Source organism: Myceligenerans salitolerans (assembly GCF_017349295.1).
Classification (GTDB): Bacteria; Actinomycetota; Actinomycetes; order Actinomycetales; family Cellulomonadaceae; genus Myceligenerans; species Myceligenerans salitolerans.
Genome location: NZ_JAFMPK010000047.1, coordinates 163,640 through 180,621 on the forward strand (window position 1 = coordinate 163,640; position 16,982 = coordinate 180,621).

Annotated in this window: 14 protein-coding genes; 4 read left to right on the forward strand and 10 right to left on the reverse strand. The window is 73.1% G+C overall.

Annotation, left to right across the window (positions count from 1 at the left end; genetic code table 11):
* Positions 1–13: 13 nt before the first annotated feature.
* Positions 14–1,114 (reverse strand): ribonuclease Z, encoded by a 1,101-nt coding sequence (locus J0911_RS14290; RefSeq protein WP_207276827.1) that lies wholly within the window; start codon positions 1,112–1,114, stop codon positions 14–16.
* Positions 1,115–1,151: 37 nt separating this feature from the next.
* Here J0911_RS14290 and J0911_RS14295 point away from each other — a divergent pair, with 37 nt between their 5' ends.
* From J0911_RS14295 to J0911_RS20515, 3 genes are all read left to right on the forward strand, one after another.
* Positions 1,152–1,832 (forward strand): TOPRIM nucleotidyl transferase/hydrolase domain-containing protein, encoded by a 681-nt coding sequence (locus J0911_RS14295; RefSeq protein WP_207276126.1) that lies wholly within the window; start codon positions 1,152–1,154, stop codon positions 1,830–1,832.
* 256 nt (positions 1,833–2,088) lie between these two features.
* The gene (locus tag J0911_RS14300; protein ID WP_207276127.1) at positions 2,089–3,114 is read left to right on the forward strand and encodes a DNA-binding protein; all 1,026 of its coding nucleotides are present in this window, start codon (positions 2,089–2,091) and stop codon (positions 3,112–3,114) included.
* An 11-nt stretch (positions 3,115–3,125) separates the two neighbouring features.
* A complete protein-coding gene (locus tag J0911_RS20515) occupies positions 3,126–4,364 on the forward strand; it encodes a CehA/McbA family metallohydrolase (RefSeq protein WP_207276128.1) in 1,239 nt (412 codons plus the stop codon).
* 25 nt (positions 4,365–4,389) lie between these two features.
* Here the strand turns inward: J0911_RS20515 and J0911_RS14310 are convergent, their stop codons facing one another.
* Together J0911_RS14310 and J0911_RS14315 are read right to left on the reverse strand one after the other, a co-directional pair.
* The gene (locus tag J0911_RS14310) at positions 4,390–5,028 is read right to left on the reverse strand and encodes an FMN reductase (protein WP_207276129.1); all 639 of its coding nucleotides are present in this window, start codon (positions 5,026–5,028) and stop codon (positions 4,390–4,392) included.
* The gene (locus J0911_RS14315; protein WP_207276130.1) at positions 5,025–6,182 is read right to left on the reverse strand and encodes an LLM class flavin-dependent oxidoreductase; all 1,158 of its coding nucleotides are present in this window, start codon (positions 6,180–6,182) and stop codon (positions 5,025–5,027) included. Before J0911_RS14315 ends, J0911_RS14310 begins: the two co-directional genes overlap by 4 nt.
* A gap of 290 nt (positions 6,183–6,472) precedes the next feature.
* On the opposite strand from J0911_RS14315, the gene J0911_RS14320 reads away from it, so the two are divergent.
* A complete protein-coding gene (locus J0911_RS14320) occupies positions 6,473–6,817 on the forward strand; it encodes an RNA polymerase-binding protein RbpA (protein WP_123814580.1) in 345 nt (114 codons plus the stop codon).
* A gap of 143 nt (positions 6,818–6,960) precedes the next feature.
* Here J0911_RS14320 and lnt read toward each other — a convergent pair whose 3' ends face one another.
* The 7 genes from lnt to J0911_RS14355 all read right to left on the reverse strand — a co-directional run bounded on the left by lnt (position 6,961) and on the right by J0911_RS14355 (position 16,974).
* The gene (gene lnt / locus J0911_RS14325; protein ID WP_207276131.1) at positions 6,961–8,670 is read right to left on the reverse strand and encodes an apolipoprotein N-acyltransferase; all 1,710 of its coding nucleotides are present in this window, start codon (positions 8,668–8,670) and stop codon (positions 6,961–6,963) included.
* A 154-nt stretch (positions 8,671–8,824) separates the two neighbouring features.
* A complete protein-coding gene (locus J0911_RS14330) occupies positions 8,825–10,498 on the reverse strand; it encodes an amidohydrolase (RefSeq protein WP_207276132.1) in 1,674 nt (557 codons plus the stop codon).
* Between the two features lie 39 nt (positions 10,499–10,537).
* Positions 10,538–13,459 carry a DEAD/DEAH box helicase gene (locus tag J0911_RS14335; protein WP_207276133.1) on the reverse strand — a complete coding sequence of 974 codons (2,922 nt, stop codon included), beginning with the start codon at positions 13,457–13,459 and terminating at the stop codon, positions 10,538–10,540.
* A 70-nt stretch (positions 13,460–13,529) separates the two neighbouring features.
* On the reverse strand, positions 13,530–14,297 hold the full coding sequence (gene tatC, locus J0911_RS14340; protein ID WP_307865097.1) for a twin-arginine translocase subunit TatC: 768 nt from the start codon (positions 14,295–14,297) through the stop codon (positions 13,530–13,532).
* A gap of 3 nt (positions 14,298–14,300) precedes the next feature.
* Positions 14,301–14,594, reverse strand: a complete 294-nt coding sequence (gene tatA, locus J0911_RS14345) for a Sec-independent protein translocase subunit TatA (protein WP_207276134.1) — start codon at positions 14,592–14,594, stop codon at positions 14,301–14,303.
* A 131-nt stretch (positions 14,595–14,725) separates the two neighbouring features.
* A complete protein-coding gene (locus J0911_RS14350) occupies positions 14,726–15,994 on the reverse strand; it encodes a nitroreductase family protein (RefSeq protein WP_207276135.1) in 1,269 nt (422 codons plus the stop codon).
* A complete protein-coding gene (locus J0911_RS14355; RefSeq protein WP_207276136.1) occupies positions 15,982–16,974 on the reverse strand; it encodes a hypothetical protein in 993 nt (330 codons plus the stop codon). The genes J0911_RS14350 and J0911_RS14355 overlap by 13 nt, the downstream gene beginning before the upstream one ends.
* Positions 16,975–16,982 lie beyond the last annotated feature (8 nt).

Below are 16,982 nucleotides of genomic sequence, written 5' to 3' on the forward strand. Positions count from 1 at the left end.
CACGAGGCCTCCGTTACGGTCTGCGCGGGACGGGGATCTGGTCCAGGTCGTTCGCCACCGTCAGGTCGCCGTCGAACACCGCGCGGGCCTCACGTTCGAACTCCAGGGGGCCCGAGCCGTCGGCGGACTCGTACCGCTGGGAGAAGTGCGTGAGGACCAGGTGCCGCACGCCCGCCTCCGCCGCCACGCGCGCCGCCTGCAGCGCCGTGAGATGCCCGTGCTCGGCCGCGAGGGCGGCGTCGCGCTCCAGGTAGGTCGACTCGATGACCAGCAGGTCGACGCCGTCGGCCAGCTCGCCGACCGCGTCGCACAGCCGCGTGTCCATGACGAACGCGAACGACTGGCCGGGGCGCGGAACCGTCACCTCCTCACGCCGCACGACGACGCCATCGGGCAGCGTCAGCGAGCCGTCCCGCTGCAGGCATCCCACGTCGGGGCCCGCGATGCCGCGCGCCGCCAGCAGCTCGGGGTCGAACGACGTCGAGTCGGCCTCCTGAAGGCGATACCCGAACGCCTCGATCCCATGGTCAAGCCGCCGGGCGGTCAGCGTCACCGCCGCACGGGAGGGCCGCTCCCCCGGCACTCGCGGCACGACGACGGACCCGGCAACGGCATCCCCGCCCGCGACCCCGCGATCCGCGCCGTCACCGGCCGCCCCATCGCGGCCCGGCGCGCCGTCCGTGCGGCCGCTCGCCGGCACGCGTTCCGACGAGTTCGCGGTCAACGGCTGCAGGGCGACGCGTTCGCGGTGGTGGAACGCGGTCGCGTCGCACAGGTTGCGCACCCACGGCTCCCCGGAGGCGGGAAAGGTGATCGGGACGGTGTGCGCCACGCCGTCGAGGCTGATCCGCTGCACGACGCCGGCCAGCCCCAGGCTGTGGTCGCCGTGCAGGTGGGTCAGCGCGATCCGGGTCAGGTCCGACGCCGCGACGCCCGCGCGGGTCATCTGCCGCTGGGTGCCGTCGCCGGGGTCGAAGAGGATGGCCTGGTCGTCCCAGTACAGGACGTAGCCGTTGTGGTTGCGGGTGCGGGTGGGCACCTGGCTGGAGGTGCCGAGGACGACGAGCTCTCGGGCGGCGGTGCGGGTCACCGCCCGATCCTCCCCCGATTTCATCTTGTCGGTCGCCCGTGCGGCGGCGACGATCGTGTGCATGGTCACCACCGGGGATCCTGCCGCGCGGAGGACGAGCGCGCTGCCCGGCGGCGTCGTCGGCGGGTTCGGGGCCTCCGCGCGCGCCGCCGACGAGGCCCTCGCCCTGATACCCGGCGCGGCGACCGTGCTGCTCGTCGAGGGCATCACCGACCGTATCGCTCTGGAGACGTTCGCCGCGGCCGCCGGCCGGGACCTGGCGGCAGAAGGGGTGCTGGTCGCGCCGATCGGCGGCGCGCACGCCGTGCGCCGGGTGCTGGCGTCCATGTCCTGCGCCGCTGTGTCCGGGGTGCCGCGTCCCCGGCTCGGCGGCCTCTGCGACCGGCGCGAGGAGGGCGTGTTCCGGCGCGCCCTGACCGAGGCCGGGCCGGCCTCTCCCCGCAGCGGACTCGCGGATCTCGGGTTCTTCGTCTGCGTGGACGATCTCGAGGAGGAGCTGATCCGCGCCGTCGGGGTCTCCGGCGTGCTGGAGGTGTTCGAGGCGTCCGGTGACCTGCGGGCCTTCCACGTGTTCCAGCGGCAGCCCGCCTGGCGTGGCCGGCCCGTGGCGGCGCAGCTGTACCGCTTCGTGCGCAGCGTCTCGGAGCGCAACCTGGCGTACGCGGGTCTCCTGGCCGAGGCCGCGGCCCGGCGGGGTGTCGTGCCCGCCCCGCTCGCCGGCCTCTTGGAGCATGCGCGGTAGCGGCGTCACCTGCTCCCGCGCGCATCCGATGCTCATCATGTGCTCATGAGCGGGCTGGACGCTGCGCTCAACAGCCGCAGAAGCCTGCGATAAAGCCCCTTCTGGCTCATTCGACACCCGCTCTATGAAAGCGGGTGTCGTGTTTGTGAGAGCAGAAGTATTGGTAGTATTGCCATACTTCTAGTACTACTACCGGCCGCCGAAAACTGGGATCGTCCTGATCCTCCGCGGCGGCCCTGATCCGAGAGGAAACCGCGTGCGCGACAAGGACCGCGTCGTCGAGGCCATCGAGGCGCTGACCGCCGAGGGCGTCTCCCCCACCGTCACCACCGTGCGGGAGCGAGCGGGCTGCTCGAGTGCGGCGGCCACCCGCTTCCTGCGCGAGTGGCGGGAGGAACAGGCCGCACGGCGGGCCGAGGAGTCCGCGGCCGCCGCCCTGCCGGGTGCGGTCGAGCGGATCGCCCAGCGCGGGATCGCGACGCTGTGGCAGGAGGCCGTGCGCACGGCCCGCGCCCAGCACGAGACCGAACTGGCTCGTAGCCGCGACTCGCTGGAGCGCGCCGGCCACGAGGCCGACGAGCTCGCACGCACCGTCGACGCCCTGACAGGGGAGCTGGCCGAGGCGCGTGCCCTGGCCGACCGTCTCCGCGAGCAGCTGGACCAGGCAGAGGAGGCCCGGAGCGCCGCGGACCGGGAACGCGCGGACGCCCAGTCCGCCCGCGCCCGCGCGGAGGGCGAGTCGGCGGCCGCCCGGCGCGCCCTCGGTGAGGTGCGTGAGGAGCTGGCCCTGGCGCAGACGACCGTGACCGGCCTGGAGAAGGCACGGCACGACGCCGAGCGTGCGCAGGCCGCCGCGGACCGGGAGCGCGCCGCCGCGCAGGCCGCTCACGGCCAGGCCCAGGCCACGCTCGACGCGCTCCGGGAGAACCTCGACCAGGCTCGCGCGGCCGCGGCCGTGTCCCGGGAGGACGCCCAGGCGGCGCGGGACGACGCCAGGTCCGCCCGCGACGAGGCTCGCGCGGCCCGGGAAGCGCTGGAGGCCGCCCGTGACCGTGCGGGCCGGGACCTGCACGCCGCCCGCGAGGAACTCGCCGCCGAGCGCGAGGCGCGTGCCGCCGCGGACTCGGCCAGGGCCGCGGCGGAGGCCGAGCGGTCCGCCCAGGCCGTCGCCGCCGCCCGGCTCGAGGGTGAACTGGCCGCGGCGCAGGAGGCCCGTGCGGCCGCCCAGGAGAGCAGTCACGCACCTGCCGGAACGCAAGCAGGTGACGCCGGTTCCCGCTAGGCTCGATCCTCGTGACTCACCAGGTAGAACGCCTGCTACTGGGGATCGAGGAACAGATCGCGCACCGGTATCTCGAAGTGCCCTTCGACGTGTCCGGTGCCCACGCGATCGAGGTCCGCGTGTCGTACGACCGGCACGCGGCCTCGATCGAGGTCGGCTGCCGTGATCCGCAGCGTTGGCGGGGCTGGTCGGGCACCGCGCGTGACGGGTTCGTGATCCGGCCCACCCGTGCCACCCCCGGCTACGAGCCGGGTGCCCTGCCCGACGGGGGCTGGGCCGTGGTCCTGGGCCTGCACTCGGTGACGGCCGACCCGATCCCCGTCACCGTCACGGTCCTCGTGGACGACGAGGCCGCGGACGTCGCACCCGAGCCCGCGGCGCCTCCGGCACCCACGAACCCGCGCGCCTCCGAGCGTGGTCTTCCCGCGCCCGCGGGGCTGACCTGGTACGCCGGGGACCTCCACGCCCATTCCACGCATTCGGACGGCAGCCTCTCGCTGCACGAGCTCACGGCAGCGGCGGCGACCCGGGGCATGGACTTCCTCGCCGTCACCGACCACAACACGGTCTCCCACCATGCCCACCTGCCCGAGGTCGCGGCCCGCTACGACACGTGCCTGCTGCCGGGCCAGGAGATCACCACGGACGCCGGCCACGCGAACGCGTTCGGGGACGTCGGCTGGATCGACTTCCGCGCCCCGGCCGAGCAGTGGTCGCGGCAGGCCTCCGCGCGCGGCGGACTGCTGTCGGTCAACCACCCCGTCCAGGAGGACTGCGCCTGGCTGCACGAGCTGTCCGACGACGCCCGCGCGCGTACCGCGGTGGAGGTCTGGCACATCTCGTGGTTCCTCAATCTCGCGGCCAGTGCCCCGTGGGCGTTCCTGAGGGAGTGGTCCCGGGGCCGGGACGTCCCCGTGCTGCTGGGCGGGTCGGACTTCCACACGCCCGAGGCCGGCTTCCCGCCGGGCACGCCGACCACCTGGGTCGCGGCCGAGGAACGCACCCCCGAGGCGATCCTCGAGGCCGTGGCCGCGGGCCGTACGTCGATCGCCCGCTTCCCGGGCCCCGGCGAGCCGGTGCTGCTGCGCGCGGGGGGTGACCTGATAGCGGTCGACGCGGACGGCACGGTGCTGGTCGACGCCGAGGGTCGGCGTCGCCTGGTGCGCGGCGAACGCACGGTGTTCCGGCCGGGCACCGGCCCTCACTACCTCGAGGCGGTGGACCGCACCCTCCTGGCGATCAGCCCCTGACGGGGCCGCCACCCGCTCGTGGCGCTCACCTGTCGAGCAGGTCCAGGAAACTTGGCGTCGTGGCGAACGGGTCGGCCGGCCCGTCGTGGCGCCGTGCCGAGACCCGGTCGGCCAGGGCTCGCGCGGCCCGGTCGATGCGCTCCGGGAGCGGGTTGGCGTCACGGTCGGTGTCGTGGCCGGTGCTGCCGTCCTTGGCCCAGTCGTCGGTGGCGGCGAAGACCGCCGTCGGGACGACGTCCGCGCGCAGGTAGGTGAACAGGGGCCGCAGCGAGTAGTCGAGCGCCAGGGAGTGGCGCGGCGTGCCGCCGGTCGCCGCCAGCAGGACGGGCATGTTCGTGAGGGCGTCCTTGTCGAGGATGTCGACGAACGACTTGAACAGTCCTGAGTAGGTGGTGGTGAACAGCGGGGTGACGGCGATGACGCCGTCGGCGCGGGTGAGCCGGTCGATCGAGCGGGCCAGTTCACCCCCGGCGAAGCCGGTGAGCATGGCGTCCATGATCGCGTGCGCGTGCTCACGCAGTTCGACGACGTGGACGTCCACCCCGTGGCCGTCCCGTTCGAGCTCGCGGGCGGTGGCGGCGGCGAGCCGGTCGGCCAGCAGGCGGGTCTGGGACGGCTGGGACAGGCCTGCCGTCACGACGGCGACGGTACGTGCTTCGGTCACAGTGCTGCCTCCTCGGCGACGGTTCCGGTGTAGGGGTCGACGGCGTCGCCCACGTGGGTGGCGGTGGCCTCGCCCGCGGCCTGGGCGGCGGCGACGCGCTCGGCGTGGGTGGGCGGGTCGGCGGGGACGCCGTCAGGGCGCTTGGCCTCGACGATCTTGCGCAGCTCGGGCACGATCTCGCCCGCCAGGAGGTCGATCTGTTCCAGCACCGTCTTCAGGGGCAGGCCGGCGTGGTCGACGAGGAACAGCTGCCGCTGGTAGTAGCCGACCTCCTCGACGAACGCGCCGTAGCGGTCGATGACCTGCTGCGGCGAGCCCACGGTCAGCGGCGTGTCGCGGGTGAAGTCCTCCATGGAGGGGCCGTGCCCGTACACGGGAGCGACGTCGAAGTAGGGCCGGAACTCGTCCCACGCGTCCTGCGAGCGGGGCCGGACGAAGACCTGTCCGCCCAGGCCCACGATCGCCTGGTCGGCCCGGCCGTGGCCGTGGTGCTCGTAGCGCTGCCGGTAGAACCGCACCATCTGCCGGGTGTGGCTCATCGGCCAGAAGATGTTGTTGTGCAGGAAGCCGTCGCCGTAGTAGGCGGCCTGCTCGGCGATCTCCGGGGAACGGATGGAGCCGTGCCAGACGAACGGCGGCACGCCGTCGAGCGGACGCGGCGTGGAGGTGAAGCCCTGCAGCGGGGTGCGGAACTTGCCCTCCCAGTCCACGACGTCCTCGGTCCACAGGCGGCGCACCAGGGCGTAGTTCTCGATCGCCAGCGGGATGCCCTGGCGGATGTCCTGCCCGAACCACGGGTAGACCGGACCGGTGTTGCCGCGGCCCATCATCAGGTCCATGCGGCCGTCGGAGATCACCTGGAGCATCGCGTACTCCTCGGCGAGCCGCACCGGGTCGTTCGTGGTGATGAGGGTCGTGGCGGTGGACAGGGTGATGTTCTTCGTGACGCCCGCCAGGTAGCCGAGCATCGTCGTCGGGGACGAGGCGACGAACGGCGGGTTGTGGTGCTCGCCGGTGGCGAAGACGTCCAGGCCCGCCTCGTCGGCGTGCCGGGCGATGGTGAGCATGTTGCGGACGCGCTCGGTGTCGTCCGGGGTGTGGTCCGCGACCGGGTCGCGGGTGACGTCGCTGACGCTGAAGATGCCGAACTGCACGGCCGTCTCCTCTTCCTCGGTACTGCCGGGACCGGCGCGATCCCGCCGGTCCATGCTTTTGCATGCATGGGCGGAACGTGGTCCCGCGGTGGTTCATTCCGTGAGATCGCGCACAACTACCCCTAGTCTGCCGGGATCCCGCTTGCGTGCGCCCCCGCGGCCAGTAGCCTTGACAAATCATCGTTTCCGCCCGGGAAAACCTGGAACACGCCAGCGTGTCCGTGCGTTGAAACTTCGGAACTTCTTGAAGACCGTCTTCAGCCCCCATTCCCGAGACCCTGGAGGACGACATGGCTGACCGCTCCCTGCGCGGCATGAGCATCGGCTCGAAGAGCATGGAGTCCGACGAGGGCGTGGACTTCGCCCCGCGGTTCCAGGCCTATTACGACTGCCCCAACGGGCACACGATCATCCTTCCGTTCGCGACCGACGCCGAGGTCCCCGCCCTGTGGGAGTGCCGTTGCGGCGCCGAGGCTCTGCTGCGGGACGCCGAGCGTCCCGAGGCGAAGCCGGGCAAGCCACAGCGTACGCACTGGGACATGCTGCTCGAGCGTCGCACCGTCAAGGAGCTGGAGGAGCTTCTCGACGAGCGGCTCGAGCTCCTGCGCGCGGGCAAGCTCCGCCGTTCCGCGTGAGGCAGTGAGCCCGGCCGCGCCGAGCGCGGCGCCGGGCACCACCCGAGGATTGTCGGGGAAGGGCGCCGCCGGGAGATCCGGCGGCGCCCTTCCTGTGCCCACGGGCGGGTACCCCGCCGTCCCGGGCGGCCCCCGCCCGGGCGTCAGCCCACGAGCGCACCGCGCTCCCGGGTCGCATCCCGCCCCGGACCGGGCGGCGACGCGCGGCCGCGGTGCACCCGGGCGCTGACGCGGACGACGACGCCCGCCACGACCAGCAGGCCGGCGACGACGCCGGCGACCCACCCGGGCCAGTACCCCGCCGCGACGGCAGGGGTGATGGTGTGCCGCAGCGGCAGCGCGGCCGCGAGGGTGTCGTGGGTGAACAGTCCGGTCGAGGTGACGAGCGTGCCGTCGGGGGCGACGATCCCGGAGACGCCGACGGTGGACACCTGGACGGCGGCCCGGCCCGTGGTGATCGCCTGCATGCGCGTCATCGCGAGCTGCTGCGTCGACTCCTCGGTCCACCCGAACGCCGCGTTGTTCGTCGGTACGACCAGCACCTGGGCGCCCCGCCGGACGGCGTCGCGCACGATCTCGTCGTAGGCGACCTCGAAGCAGATGATCGTGGCGATGCGGACGTCGTCCCCACCCCCGCCCGCGGGGACGTCCATGACGGCTGGTTCGTCACCGGGCAGCATGTCGGTGGTGACACGGTCCACCTGGTCCGACAGGAGCCGCACGAGGGGCCGCAGCGGGATGTACTCACCGAACGGCGCCGGCCGCTGCTTCGCGTATCGCTCGGTCGCCCCCTGCCCGGCCTGCCACAGCAGGGACAGGTTGTAACGTCCTCCGTCGGCGGGATACTCCTGCGTACCCACGAGGATCGGGGCGTCGACGGCGACGGCCGCGGCGTCGAGTGCGGCGCTCGCCGCCGCGCTGGTACGGGGGTCGACGCCGGTCGAGTCCTCGGGCCACAGCACGATGTCGAGCTCACCGGCGAAGTCCTCGGCGAGTTCGTAGGTGCCCTCGAGGTGGTTGCCGAACAGTTCCGGACGTTGCGCGAACACGCCGAGATCCGGGTCGTCGACGTTGCCCTGCACGGCGCCGGCCCACAGGACGCCGTCCTCGGCGAGGTCGCTTCCGGCATCTCGCACGAGCGCGCCGTCGTCGTCGGTGACGGTACCGGCCTCGGAGGAGGCGGGCAGCGGCAGCGTCACGGGGACGACGACGATCGCGGCGGCGGCCGCGACCGCCGCGGCGGCGCGGCCGTAGGAGGCGGCGGCGCGGGGGCGGGCGACGACCGCCCGCGTGGCGGCGGCGAGCCCGACTCCGGCGAGACACACCGCAAAGGTGACCAGGACGGTGCCGCCGAGCCAGGCGGCGCGTCCGACAGGGGCGTCGACCATGGCCCAGGCCAGCCGTCCCCAGGGGAAGCCCCCGAAGGGGACCTCGCTGCGCCACTGCTCGACCGCGGTGAACACGACGGCGAACGCGACGGCCTGCCACACCACACCGCCTCGACGCAGGCCGCGGCCGCCCGGCGTGGCGCGCACGGCACGTCGTGCCCAGGTCCACAGGGCGCCGAACAGGGCGAAGAACAGCGCCTCGACGCAGGACATCGCGATCCATGGCGCGATCTCGGTGGCGTTGATCGCCCACCGCACGTGGGGCAGGAAGAACGTGAGCCCGAACGCGAGTCCGTGCAGCGCATTCCACCAGGCGTGGTCCTCCCGCAGCGCCCACCACAGGAGCGCGACGGCGACGAACGCGCCGGGCCACCAGCCGAGGTCGGGGAACGCGGCCCACAGAGCGATCCCGCCGGTCACGGCGAGGAACAGGCTCAGCAGCCTCTGCGGGGAACGACGGTGCACTGCAGCAGCTTAGTCGCTGAGGATCACGGGCCCGTCACGACCTCGCCCGTCACGACCTCGCCCGTCACGACCTCGCCCGACGCGACCGGTCCCCGGGGAGACCGCGACGACCCAGGGCGCGACACAGCGGAGCCCGCGGGGCGGCACCGGCGGCTCAGGACAGCACGTCGTGGATGACGACACCGTCGCGCAGGGTGTGCAGGCATTCGGGTGCCGGGGCGTCGTCGGTCAGGGCCGGCAGGAGCGGCTGGCCGGCGCGCGCCTCCTGGCTCCAGGACGACAGGGGGCTCAGCCGTGTGGAGCCCGTCTGCACGGTGAGCTCGTCGGCCCGCCACACGGCCAGGTGCGCGGGCGCGCCGACACGCAGCTCCCCGGCGCCGGTGTGGTCGAGCCCGGCCAGGCGCCACCCGCCGCGCGTGTGCGCACGGAACGCGGCGCGCGCGGACATGCGCTGGTCGGGATCCTCGTGCGCGGTGGCGGCCCGCACCCCGGCCCACGGGTCGACGGGGGTGACGGGCGTGTCCGAACCGAACGCGAGCGGGATGCCGGCGCCGACCAGGTCCGCGAACGGCTGGAGGGTCGCGGCGCGGACCGGGCCGAGGCGGCCGGCGTACATGCCCGTGGTGCCGCCCCACCGTGCGTCGAACGCGGGCTGCATCGACAGGGACACACCGTGCAGCAGGAGCGAGGACAGGGCCTGGGCGTCGACGAACAGGGCGTGCTCGATGCGGTGCCGTCCGGCGCGCAGCCGGCCCGGGCCGTCGATCTGCGCGGCGACGTGGAAGCCGAGGAGGACCTCGTCCATGGCGCGGTCGCCGATGACGTGGAAGCCCGCCTGTCGGCCGGTCGCGGTCACGGCCGTGAGATGGTTCGCGATCTCCTCGGCGGACAGGTACAGGTTGCCGTGCCACGCGGACCCGTCGGGACCGGCGGCGAGGTCGGTGTACGGGGAGCGCAGCGCGGCGGTCCGGGACCCGATGGAGCCGTCCACGGTCAGATCGCCGGCGATACCGGCGAGGAACGGCAGCTCGGCGATCAGTTCGGCGGCGTCCTCGGCGGTCTCGCACAGCTCGCCGCGGTAGGCGACCACGTGCGGCAGCCCGGACGCGGGGTCCGCGGTGGCGGCCATGATGGCGGCCAGCCCGTCCCGGGTGTCCAGGTGCGGGGCGCTCATCTCGTGCACGGACACGACACCGCGCCGCGCCCACTCGGCCAGCGCCGCGCGGTGGGTCCGCTCACGCCGCTCGGGCGACATGCGGCGCGACACGTCCCGCACGTCGTGGTGCGCCTCGGCGGTCAGCACCCCGTCCGGCGCCCAGCCGGGCAGCCGGTCGATGCCCGCCGCGCCGGCCAGGGAACTCGACACGACCGCGGAATGACCGTCGACACGCCCGGCGTAGACGGGCCGGCCACCGGCGACGTCGTCGAGCTCGGCGCGGGTGAAGGGACGACGTTCGGGCCACGTCTGCTCGTCCCACCCGAACGCCAGAAGGCACTCGGCGCCACCGGGATCGGACGCGTCCAGCCGGCGTGCCCCGTCGGCGAGAGCGGCCAGCGCGTCGGCGAGGGACCGCACCCCGGCGGCCTCCGACAGGTCGACGGCGCCGGCGGCCAGCCCCGTCTCCAGAACGTGCACGTGCGCGTCGACGAAACCGGGCGTGACCAGAGCCCCGTCGAGCTCGACGACGCGGTCCGCACGGGCGGCGAGGCCGTCGGCGGTGTCGTTCGCGCCGAGCCAGGCCACGACACCGTCGTCGACGAGGATCGCCTCGGCGAACGGGTCGGCGGCCGAGTGCACGACACCACCGCGGTACAGGATGGATGTCACGACATGAACCTTATGCGATCCGGCCCGTCATCAACCTGTTCACAGACTCGAGTACGCGACCACGCCCCGCAGGACCGCGTCGTGGGCACGGCGCGCGGTGCGGCGCAGCCTCTCGGACGGCGCGGCGCCGGCGAGCTGGTCGAGCACGTCCAGCACCTGCTTGCACCAGCGCACGAAGTCGCCCGCGGCCAGCTCGTGACCCGAGTCGAGGGCCACGCTCAGCGGCTTGCCGCTGGCCCACCGGTGCACGGGCGCCACGATGCCCAGGTCCAGCCTGCCGGTCGCCTCGATGCCGTGCGCCTCCTCCAGGTCGTCGACCTCCGACCACACCCGCTGCGTCTCGTCCAGCGCCCGGGCCAGCGCACCACGCGGCCCCCCGGGCACGAACGGCTCGCTCTCGGCGTCCCGCCGGCCCTGGTACACCACGGCGGACACCACGGCGGCCAGACCCGCCGGGTCCAGCCCGTCCCAGGCCCCCCGGCGCAGGCATTCGGCCAGCAGCAGGTCGTTCTCGGCGTACAGGCGACGCAGCCACCGCCCCGAGTCGGTCACCCGCAGCCCGGCGGCACGGTCGGGCCCCTCCGCCGTCTCGGCCACGTACCCCAGCTCGGCGAGCACATCCAGCGTCCGGTCGAAGACCCGCGCGATACCACCGGTACGACCCTCCACACGACGCACGAGCTGATCGTGCTCCGCCTTGAGCCGGCGCCACCGCTCCGCCCAGCGAGCATGGTCCTCGCGCTCGGGGCAGCCATGACACGGATGCGCCTTCACCGCCGCCCGCAGCCGCCCCAGCTCCGCGTCCGACGCGGCGTCACCACGCCCCGCCACCGTGCCGCGGCGACCCGAACCCTCTCCGGCGCCGCGCGCGTCCGCCTCACCGACCGCCGCCCGCAACCGCAGCGCCAGCTCACGACGCACCTCCGCCTTCCGCGTGTTCGCACCCTTGGGAATCTTCACGCGGGCCACCGTCCGCACCCCGCCGGGCAGATCCGCGAGCGTGAGCCGCTTGACCTGCCGCTCCTGCGTCAGCACCGTCGGGCGAGGACCGTCGAACCCGCCCGGCTCCCCCGGATCCAGCACCAGGACGTACCCGCGCCGCCGACCCGTCGGCAACTGCACGACGTCCCCGCGGCCCAGCTTCTCCAGCTCCGCCACGACCTCCGCCCGCCGCGCACTCGTCGCCGCACGCGACAACTCCTTCTCCCGGGCCGAGATATCCGCCCGCAGCTGCGCGTACTGCGCGAAGTCCCCCCGGTCGCACGTCATCGCCTGCGCGTAACCCTCCAGCGCCTCCGCGTGCGCCCGCGCCTGCTTCGCCAGCCCCACCACGCCCCGGTCGGCCTGGAACTGCGCGAAACTCGTCTCCAGCACCTCCCGCGCCCGATCCCGCCCCACCTGCGCCACGAGATTCACCGCCATGTTGTACGTCGGCCGGAACGAGGACCGCAACGGATACAGGCGACGCGACGCCAACCCCGCCAGCGCCTGCGGATCCAACCCGTGGTGGTCGACCACGATCGCATGCCCGTCCGTGTCGATCCCCCGCCGGCCCGCACGCCCCGTCAACTGCGTGAACTCACCCGGCGTGATCGGCTGATGCCCCGTCCCGTCCCACTTGACCAGCTTCTCCAGCACCACGCTCCGCGCCGGCATGTTGATCCCCAACGCCAGCGTCTCCGTCGCGAACACCACCTTCACCAACCCGGCCGCGAACAACTCCTCGACCGTCTCCTTGAACACCGGCAACAACCCCGCATGATGCGCCGCCACACCCCGCGCCAGCGCCTGCGACCACGACCAGTACCCCAGCACCTCCAGATCCTCCGGCGGGATCGCCGCAGTACGACGCTCCACCACCTCCCGGATCCGCGCCTCCTCCGCCGCCGTCGTCAGCCGCAATCCCGCCCGCAGGCACTGATCCACCGCACCCTCACACCCCGCACGCGAGAACACGAACCAGATCGCCGGCAGCATCCCGTCCGCGTCCAGCGCGTCCACCACCGCGAACCGCGGAGGCGTACGCCGCCGCGGCACCCCACCGGTCACCCCACCGGCCGAACTGTCATCACCCACCTTCCGGCCACCACGCCCCCGGTAGCCACGATCACCACGCCCCCGGTACCCCCGTCCCCGGCCACGCCCCGGCCCGTGATCACCCGGCCGGTTACCCCGGAACGCCGCCGCCAGCTCCGGGTTGATCGGCGGATTCTTCCCCGGGTCGAACGGATCCACGTGGCCCGCGTACAGGTCCAGCATCCGCGGCCGGCCCCGCGGCTCCGGCGAACTGAGCTCCACGTGCTGCCACAGCGGCACCGGACGGCGCTCGCTGACGACCACGGCCGTGTCCCCGCGCACCATCTCCAGCCAGTCGCCGAACTCCTCCGCGTTCGACACCGTCGCCGACAGCGACACCAGCTGCACGTCGTCGGGCAGATGGATGATCACCTCTTCCCACACGGGACCCCGGAACCGGTCGGCCAGGTAGTGCACCTCGTCCATCACCACGTACGCCAGCCCGTCCAGCGCGGCCGACCCGGCATACAGCATGTTGCGCAGCACCTCGGTGGTCATCACGACCACTGGCGCGTCACCGTTGATCGTCGTGTCACCCGTGAGCAGGCCGACGTTCTCCGCACCGTGCCGCGCCGCGAGATCGGAGTACTTCTGGTTGCTCAGCGCCTTGATCGGCGTCGTGTAGAACGCCTTGCGCCCACCCGCCAACGCCAGATGCACCGCGAACTCCCCCACCACCGTCTTGCCCGCACCGGTGGGCGCGGCCACCAGCACACCTCGACCCGCTTCCAGCGCCTCGCACGCGGCGATCTGGAAGTCGTCGAACCGGAAGTCGAGGCGCTCGCGGAAGACGTCGAGCTGGGGGATGTCCTGCGAGTCCGCGCCCCGGCGCCGGGATGCTGCGTAGCGCTCGGCGGGACTGAGCTCGTCGGCACGGCGTGTCATGAGGCACAGACTACGTGTCGTGTCCGACAGCGTGCCGGGCCGTTCGTGCGGGCGTTCCGACGAGCTCAGCTCACAGTTCCGCGAGCTTCCTGGCCTGGCGCCGGTCGTGCAGCCACGCGATGCCGAGCGCCACGAAGTAGAGCAGGCAGATGGGCAGTGCGACGAGGATCATGGTCCAGGGGTCGGGGGTCGGGGTCATGACGGCCGCGAACGTGAACGCGACGAGCACGGCCCAGCGCCAGCCCTTGGCCATGGAAGCCGCGGGGAGCACACCGGTGAGGTTCAGGCCGGTGAGCACGACCGGGGACAGGAACGCGAGCCCGAACGCGATGAGGAGCCGCATCACCAGGGACAGGTACTCCTGGGCGTTGGTGAACCCGGTGGCCTCCTCGGGGAGGAAGCCGGACAGGATCTGGATGGCGTGCGGGAACACGAACCAGGCCATGAGGGCGCCGCCGAGGAACAGGGGGATCGCGGCGCCGACGAACACGTAGGCGTACCGCTTCTCCTTCGTCGTCAGTCCGGGGGTGATGAACGCCCACAGCTGGTACAGCCACCAGGGGCAGGTCAGGAACACGGCGAGGAACAGCGCCGACTTGATCTTCAGGTCGAGTGCCGCCATCGGGCCCGCGAAGTTCAGCGTCATCTCGTTGCCGCGCATCTCCTCGGCGGCGACGAGCGGCTGTTGCAGCGCCTGCAGCAGCGGGTCGTACAGCAGCCAGCCCGCCACGGCACCGACCACGAGGCCGAGCGCGACCAGGACGATGCGCTTGCGCAGCTCCTTGAGGTGGTCGATCAGGGGCATGCGGCCGTCGGCCGCACGCCTGCTTCGTGCCATGCGTCAGGCCTTGGGGGCGTCGTCGCCCCGGGAAACACCACCGTAGCCGTCGCGTGTCATGCCCGGGATCGGGTCGTCACCCTTGCGTGCGGTGTCGTTCCTCGCGGTGTCGTTCCGGCGGGCGTCGTCGTCCCGCGTGTCGTCGTCGCCGTCGGAGCGCAGCTCGTTGATCTCGCGCTTGAAGATCTTCATCGACTGGCCGACGCTCTTGGCCAGGCCCGGAAGCCGGGTCGACCCGAACAGCAGCAGGATGACGGCGATCAGGACGATCCAGTGCCACGGCTGTAGGGCACCCATGGTGACTCCTTGTTCGTAGACGGTGCCGGACGCACGCCGGCACCGAACGGACTGACAGGTCGATCCTACGCACGAACGGGTGCGGAGCGGTAACCCCCGCAGGACCGGGCCCGGTCCTGCGGGGGTTACGGTCAGTGGTCACCGACGGCCCCGCCGGAAGGGGCGGTCCCGGTGACGGCGAAGTCGCCGGCGGGTACCTCCCGCCATCCGAGCCGGTCGGCGATGTGCTCACTCGGCCCGGCTCCCATGCCCCGGACCCGCAGACCCAGCGCCGCCCCCGCCAGATGAGCCGCTTCGAGGACTGCTCCGAACTCCGCCGTGACGAGACCCGACGCGAAGCCCTCGATCGGGTAGTTCGCGGCCACCACGTCGAGCTCCGCGACAAGAGAGACCACAATCCTCGGAGCACGTGCCCACCCCATGCGCGCGGCCGCCCCACGAGCGCACCACCGCGCCCACGGCCCGTCCCCGAGCGTCCGGACGGCGTGGGCGTCCGGGTCGTACTCGTAGACACCGTCGGGCAGGCCCGACACGCCGGTGCAGCACGCCAGCGGCCGGAGGCTGTACAGCGCACCCCCGCTCGGATAGGCGCGTGCCGTCGGTGAACAGCTCCGGCAGAACAGTGCGCAGAGCAGCCCGCCCAGGGCGTCACGCCCGAGGGGCAGCGCGGCCTCCTCCTCCCGAGCAGAACGTCGCGACCTGAGCGCCTCCAGGACTCCGAGCCGCGCCGAGTCGCAGTGCCCCAGCTCGTCGTGGTGCCCCGGGGGCCCGGTCCGCACCTGCTCGTCGCTCGTCACCGCGGCTCGCCGTGCGGCCGGGGGGCGCCTCGGTGCGGCGGGCACCCGCATGGGTGTCCGCGTGACATGGTGCGCGGCCCGTGCCGCGGTCGCCGCATCGGTGCGTGCCGGCAGCTCCGGCACGCGCACACCGCAGAACTCGGCCACCACGGCCAGCGTCGCGCGGGCGTCGCCGTCGCCGTCCAGGAGACGGGCGTACATGCCGGCCGGGCAGCGGATCTCCCACCCGGACACGAGGTCGACCATCGCGACGTCCTCGCCCCGGAGCAGCGCGGCGGTGGTCCCCGGGGCGAAGTGCTCGTGCGCCTCGTGCAGCGCGCGCGGAACTCCGGGCGTGACCCGTACCCGCGCCCGGTCGAACCTCAGCTCCGCGGTGCACCATCCCTGACGGACCAACGACCGGACGATGCTCGCCTCGCGGGAGGGTCTCGCCGGGTCGAGCACGTGCCCGGCCGCGAGCAGGCCGAGGACGACCGTGCGTGGCACTCCCACACCCTGGCTGAACGGTCCCGCGGACATGCGCGCGAGCCCCGCGGCCGTCTCCCGGATCTCGACGCCCGCTCCCGGCCGTGCCGTGACGTGAACCGTCCCTAGGAGTTCCACTGCCGCTCCCAGCAGGATTCCGGCCGCCCGCCCAGGCCCCGCTCGATCAGGTTGAACGCGACGTAGGCCGCACCGATACGGTCCGTGTACCCGACGCCCGTCTGGGACAGCAGCTGGTAGGCCACGTTGATCTCGAAGCGGAACTGCACCCAGGCGGCACTCCTGCGCCGTTCGGAGATCCACTCCTCGTCGAGCACCGTGGCACGGTGGATCTCGGCCGTGTCGCGCCACACGCCCGCTGACGCGGCCGGCCCGCCCAGGCCGGTGAACTCCCCCGCGGACAGTCCTCCCAGCCGTCGCATCAGGTCACGGTGCAGCACCAGAAGCTCCCCGACCACCCCGGCCCCGGCGTCCTCGTCCGCCTCCCCCACCGCCGTCCGGCGTCCGAACTCCTCCTCCCGGGCCGCCAGCACCCGCAGCATCTCGGCTCGGCGGGGGCCGGCCATGGTGAGGTATCCGGCGACGTGCGAGAGGAACGAGTCGTGGGCCCGGGCCGAGACGGGCAGGCGGTCGCTCATGAAACGGCGCAGGAACCTCACCGGGAAGACGAGCCGGTCACCCGGCCGCGTCCGACCCAGCACCCGCGCCAGACTGTCGCGCGAGTCCAGCGACCACTGCACGTAGACGCCGCGCACCCGAGGGCTCAGGCGGTCCAGGAAGGGGTCGTACGAGGCGGCGACGTGCACGGAGCCACGATCCGGACATCGGGTCTCCAGGTCCCTCGGCGCTCGTTCCCGGGCGGGAACACGGCGCACGGCGCCGGACGACGGCGCCACCCGCGCGGAGACGGACTCGATGTCCTGCCGGGACCACACCGACGAGAACAGGACCACCAGGTGCCATGCCGAGGAACCGTAGGCGATCCGGTAGTAGGACCGCCCGGCGCCCGGCCCGGCCGGCTCGAGCCGCGCCAGTGCGTCGTGGGCGCCGGCCCGGTCCACGTCGTGCACATGGACCGACCACGTGCTCAGCTGTGTCATGCCCCGCC

Coding starts and splice junctions, on each gene's coding strand:
- tatA (WP_207276134.1), bottom strand. CDS start 14,594: ATGGGTGCCCTACAGCCGTGGCACTGGATCGTCCTGATCGCCGTCATC.
- J0911_RS14290 (WP_207276827.1), bottom strand. CDS start 1,114: ATGAAATCGGGGGAGGATCGGGCGGTGACCCGCACCGCCGCCCGAGAG.
- J0911_RS14355 (WP_207276136.1), bottom strand. CDS start 16,974: ATGACACAGCTGAGCACGTGGTCGGTCCATGTGCACGACGTGGACCGG.
- J0911_RS14295 (WP_207276126.1), top strand. CDS start 1,152: ATGGTCACCACCGGGGATCCTGCCGCGCGGAGGACGAGCGCGCTGCCC.
- J0911_RS14320 (WP_123814580.1), top strand. CDS start 6,473: ATGGCTGACCGCTCCCTGCGCGGCATGAGCATCGGCTCGAAGAGCATG.
- J0911_RS14335 (WP_207276133.1), bottom strand. CDS start 13,459: ATGACACGCCGTGCCGACGAGCTCAGTCCCGCCGAGCGCTACGCAGCA.
- tatC (WP_307865097.1), bottom strand. CDS start 14,297: ATGGCACGAAGCAGGCGTGCGGCCGACGGCCGCATGCCCCTGATCGAC.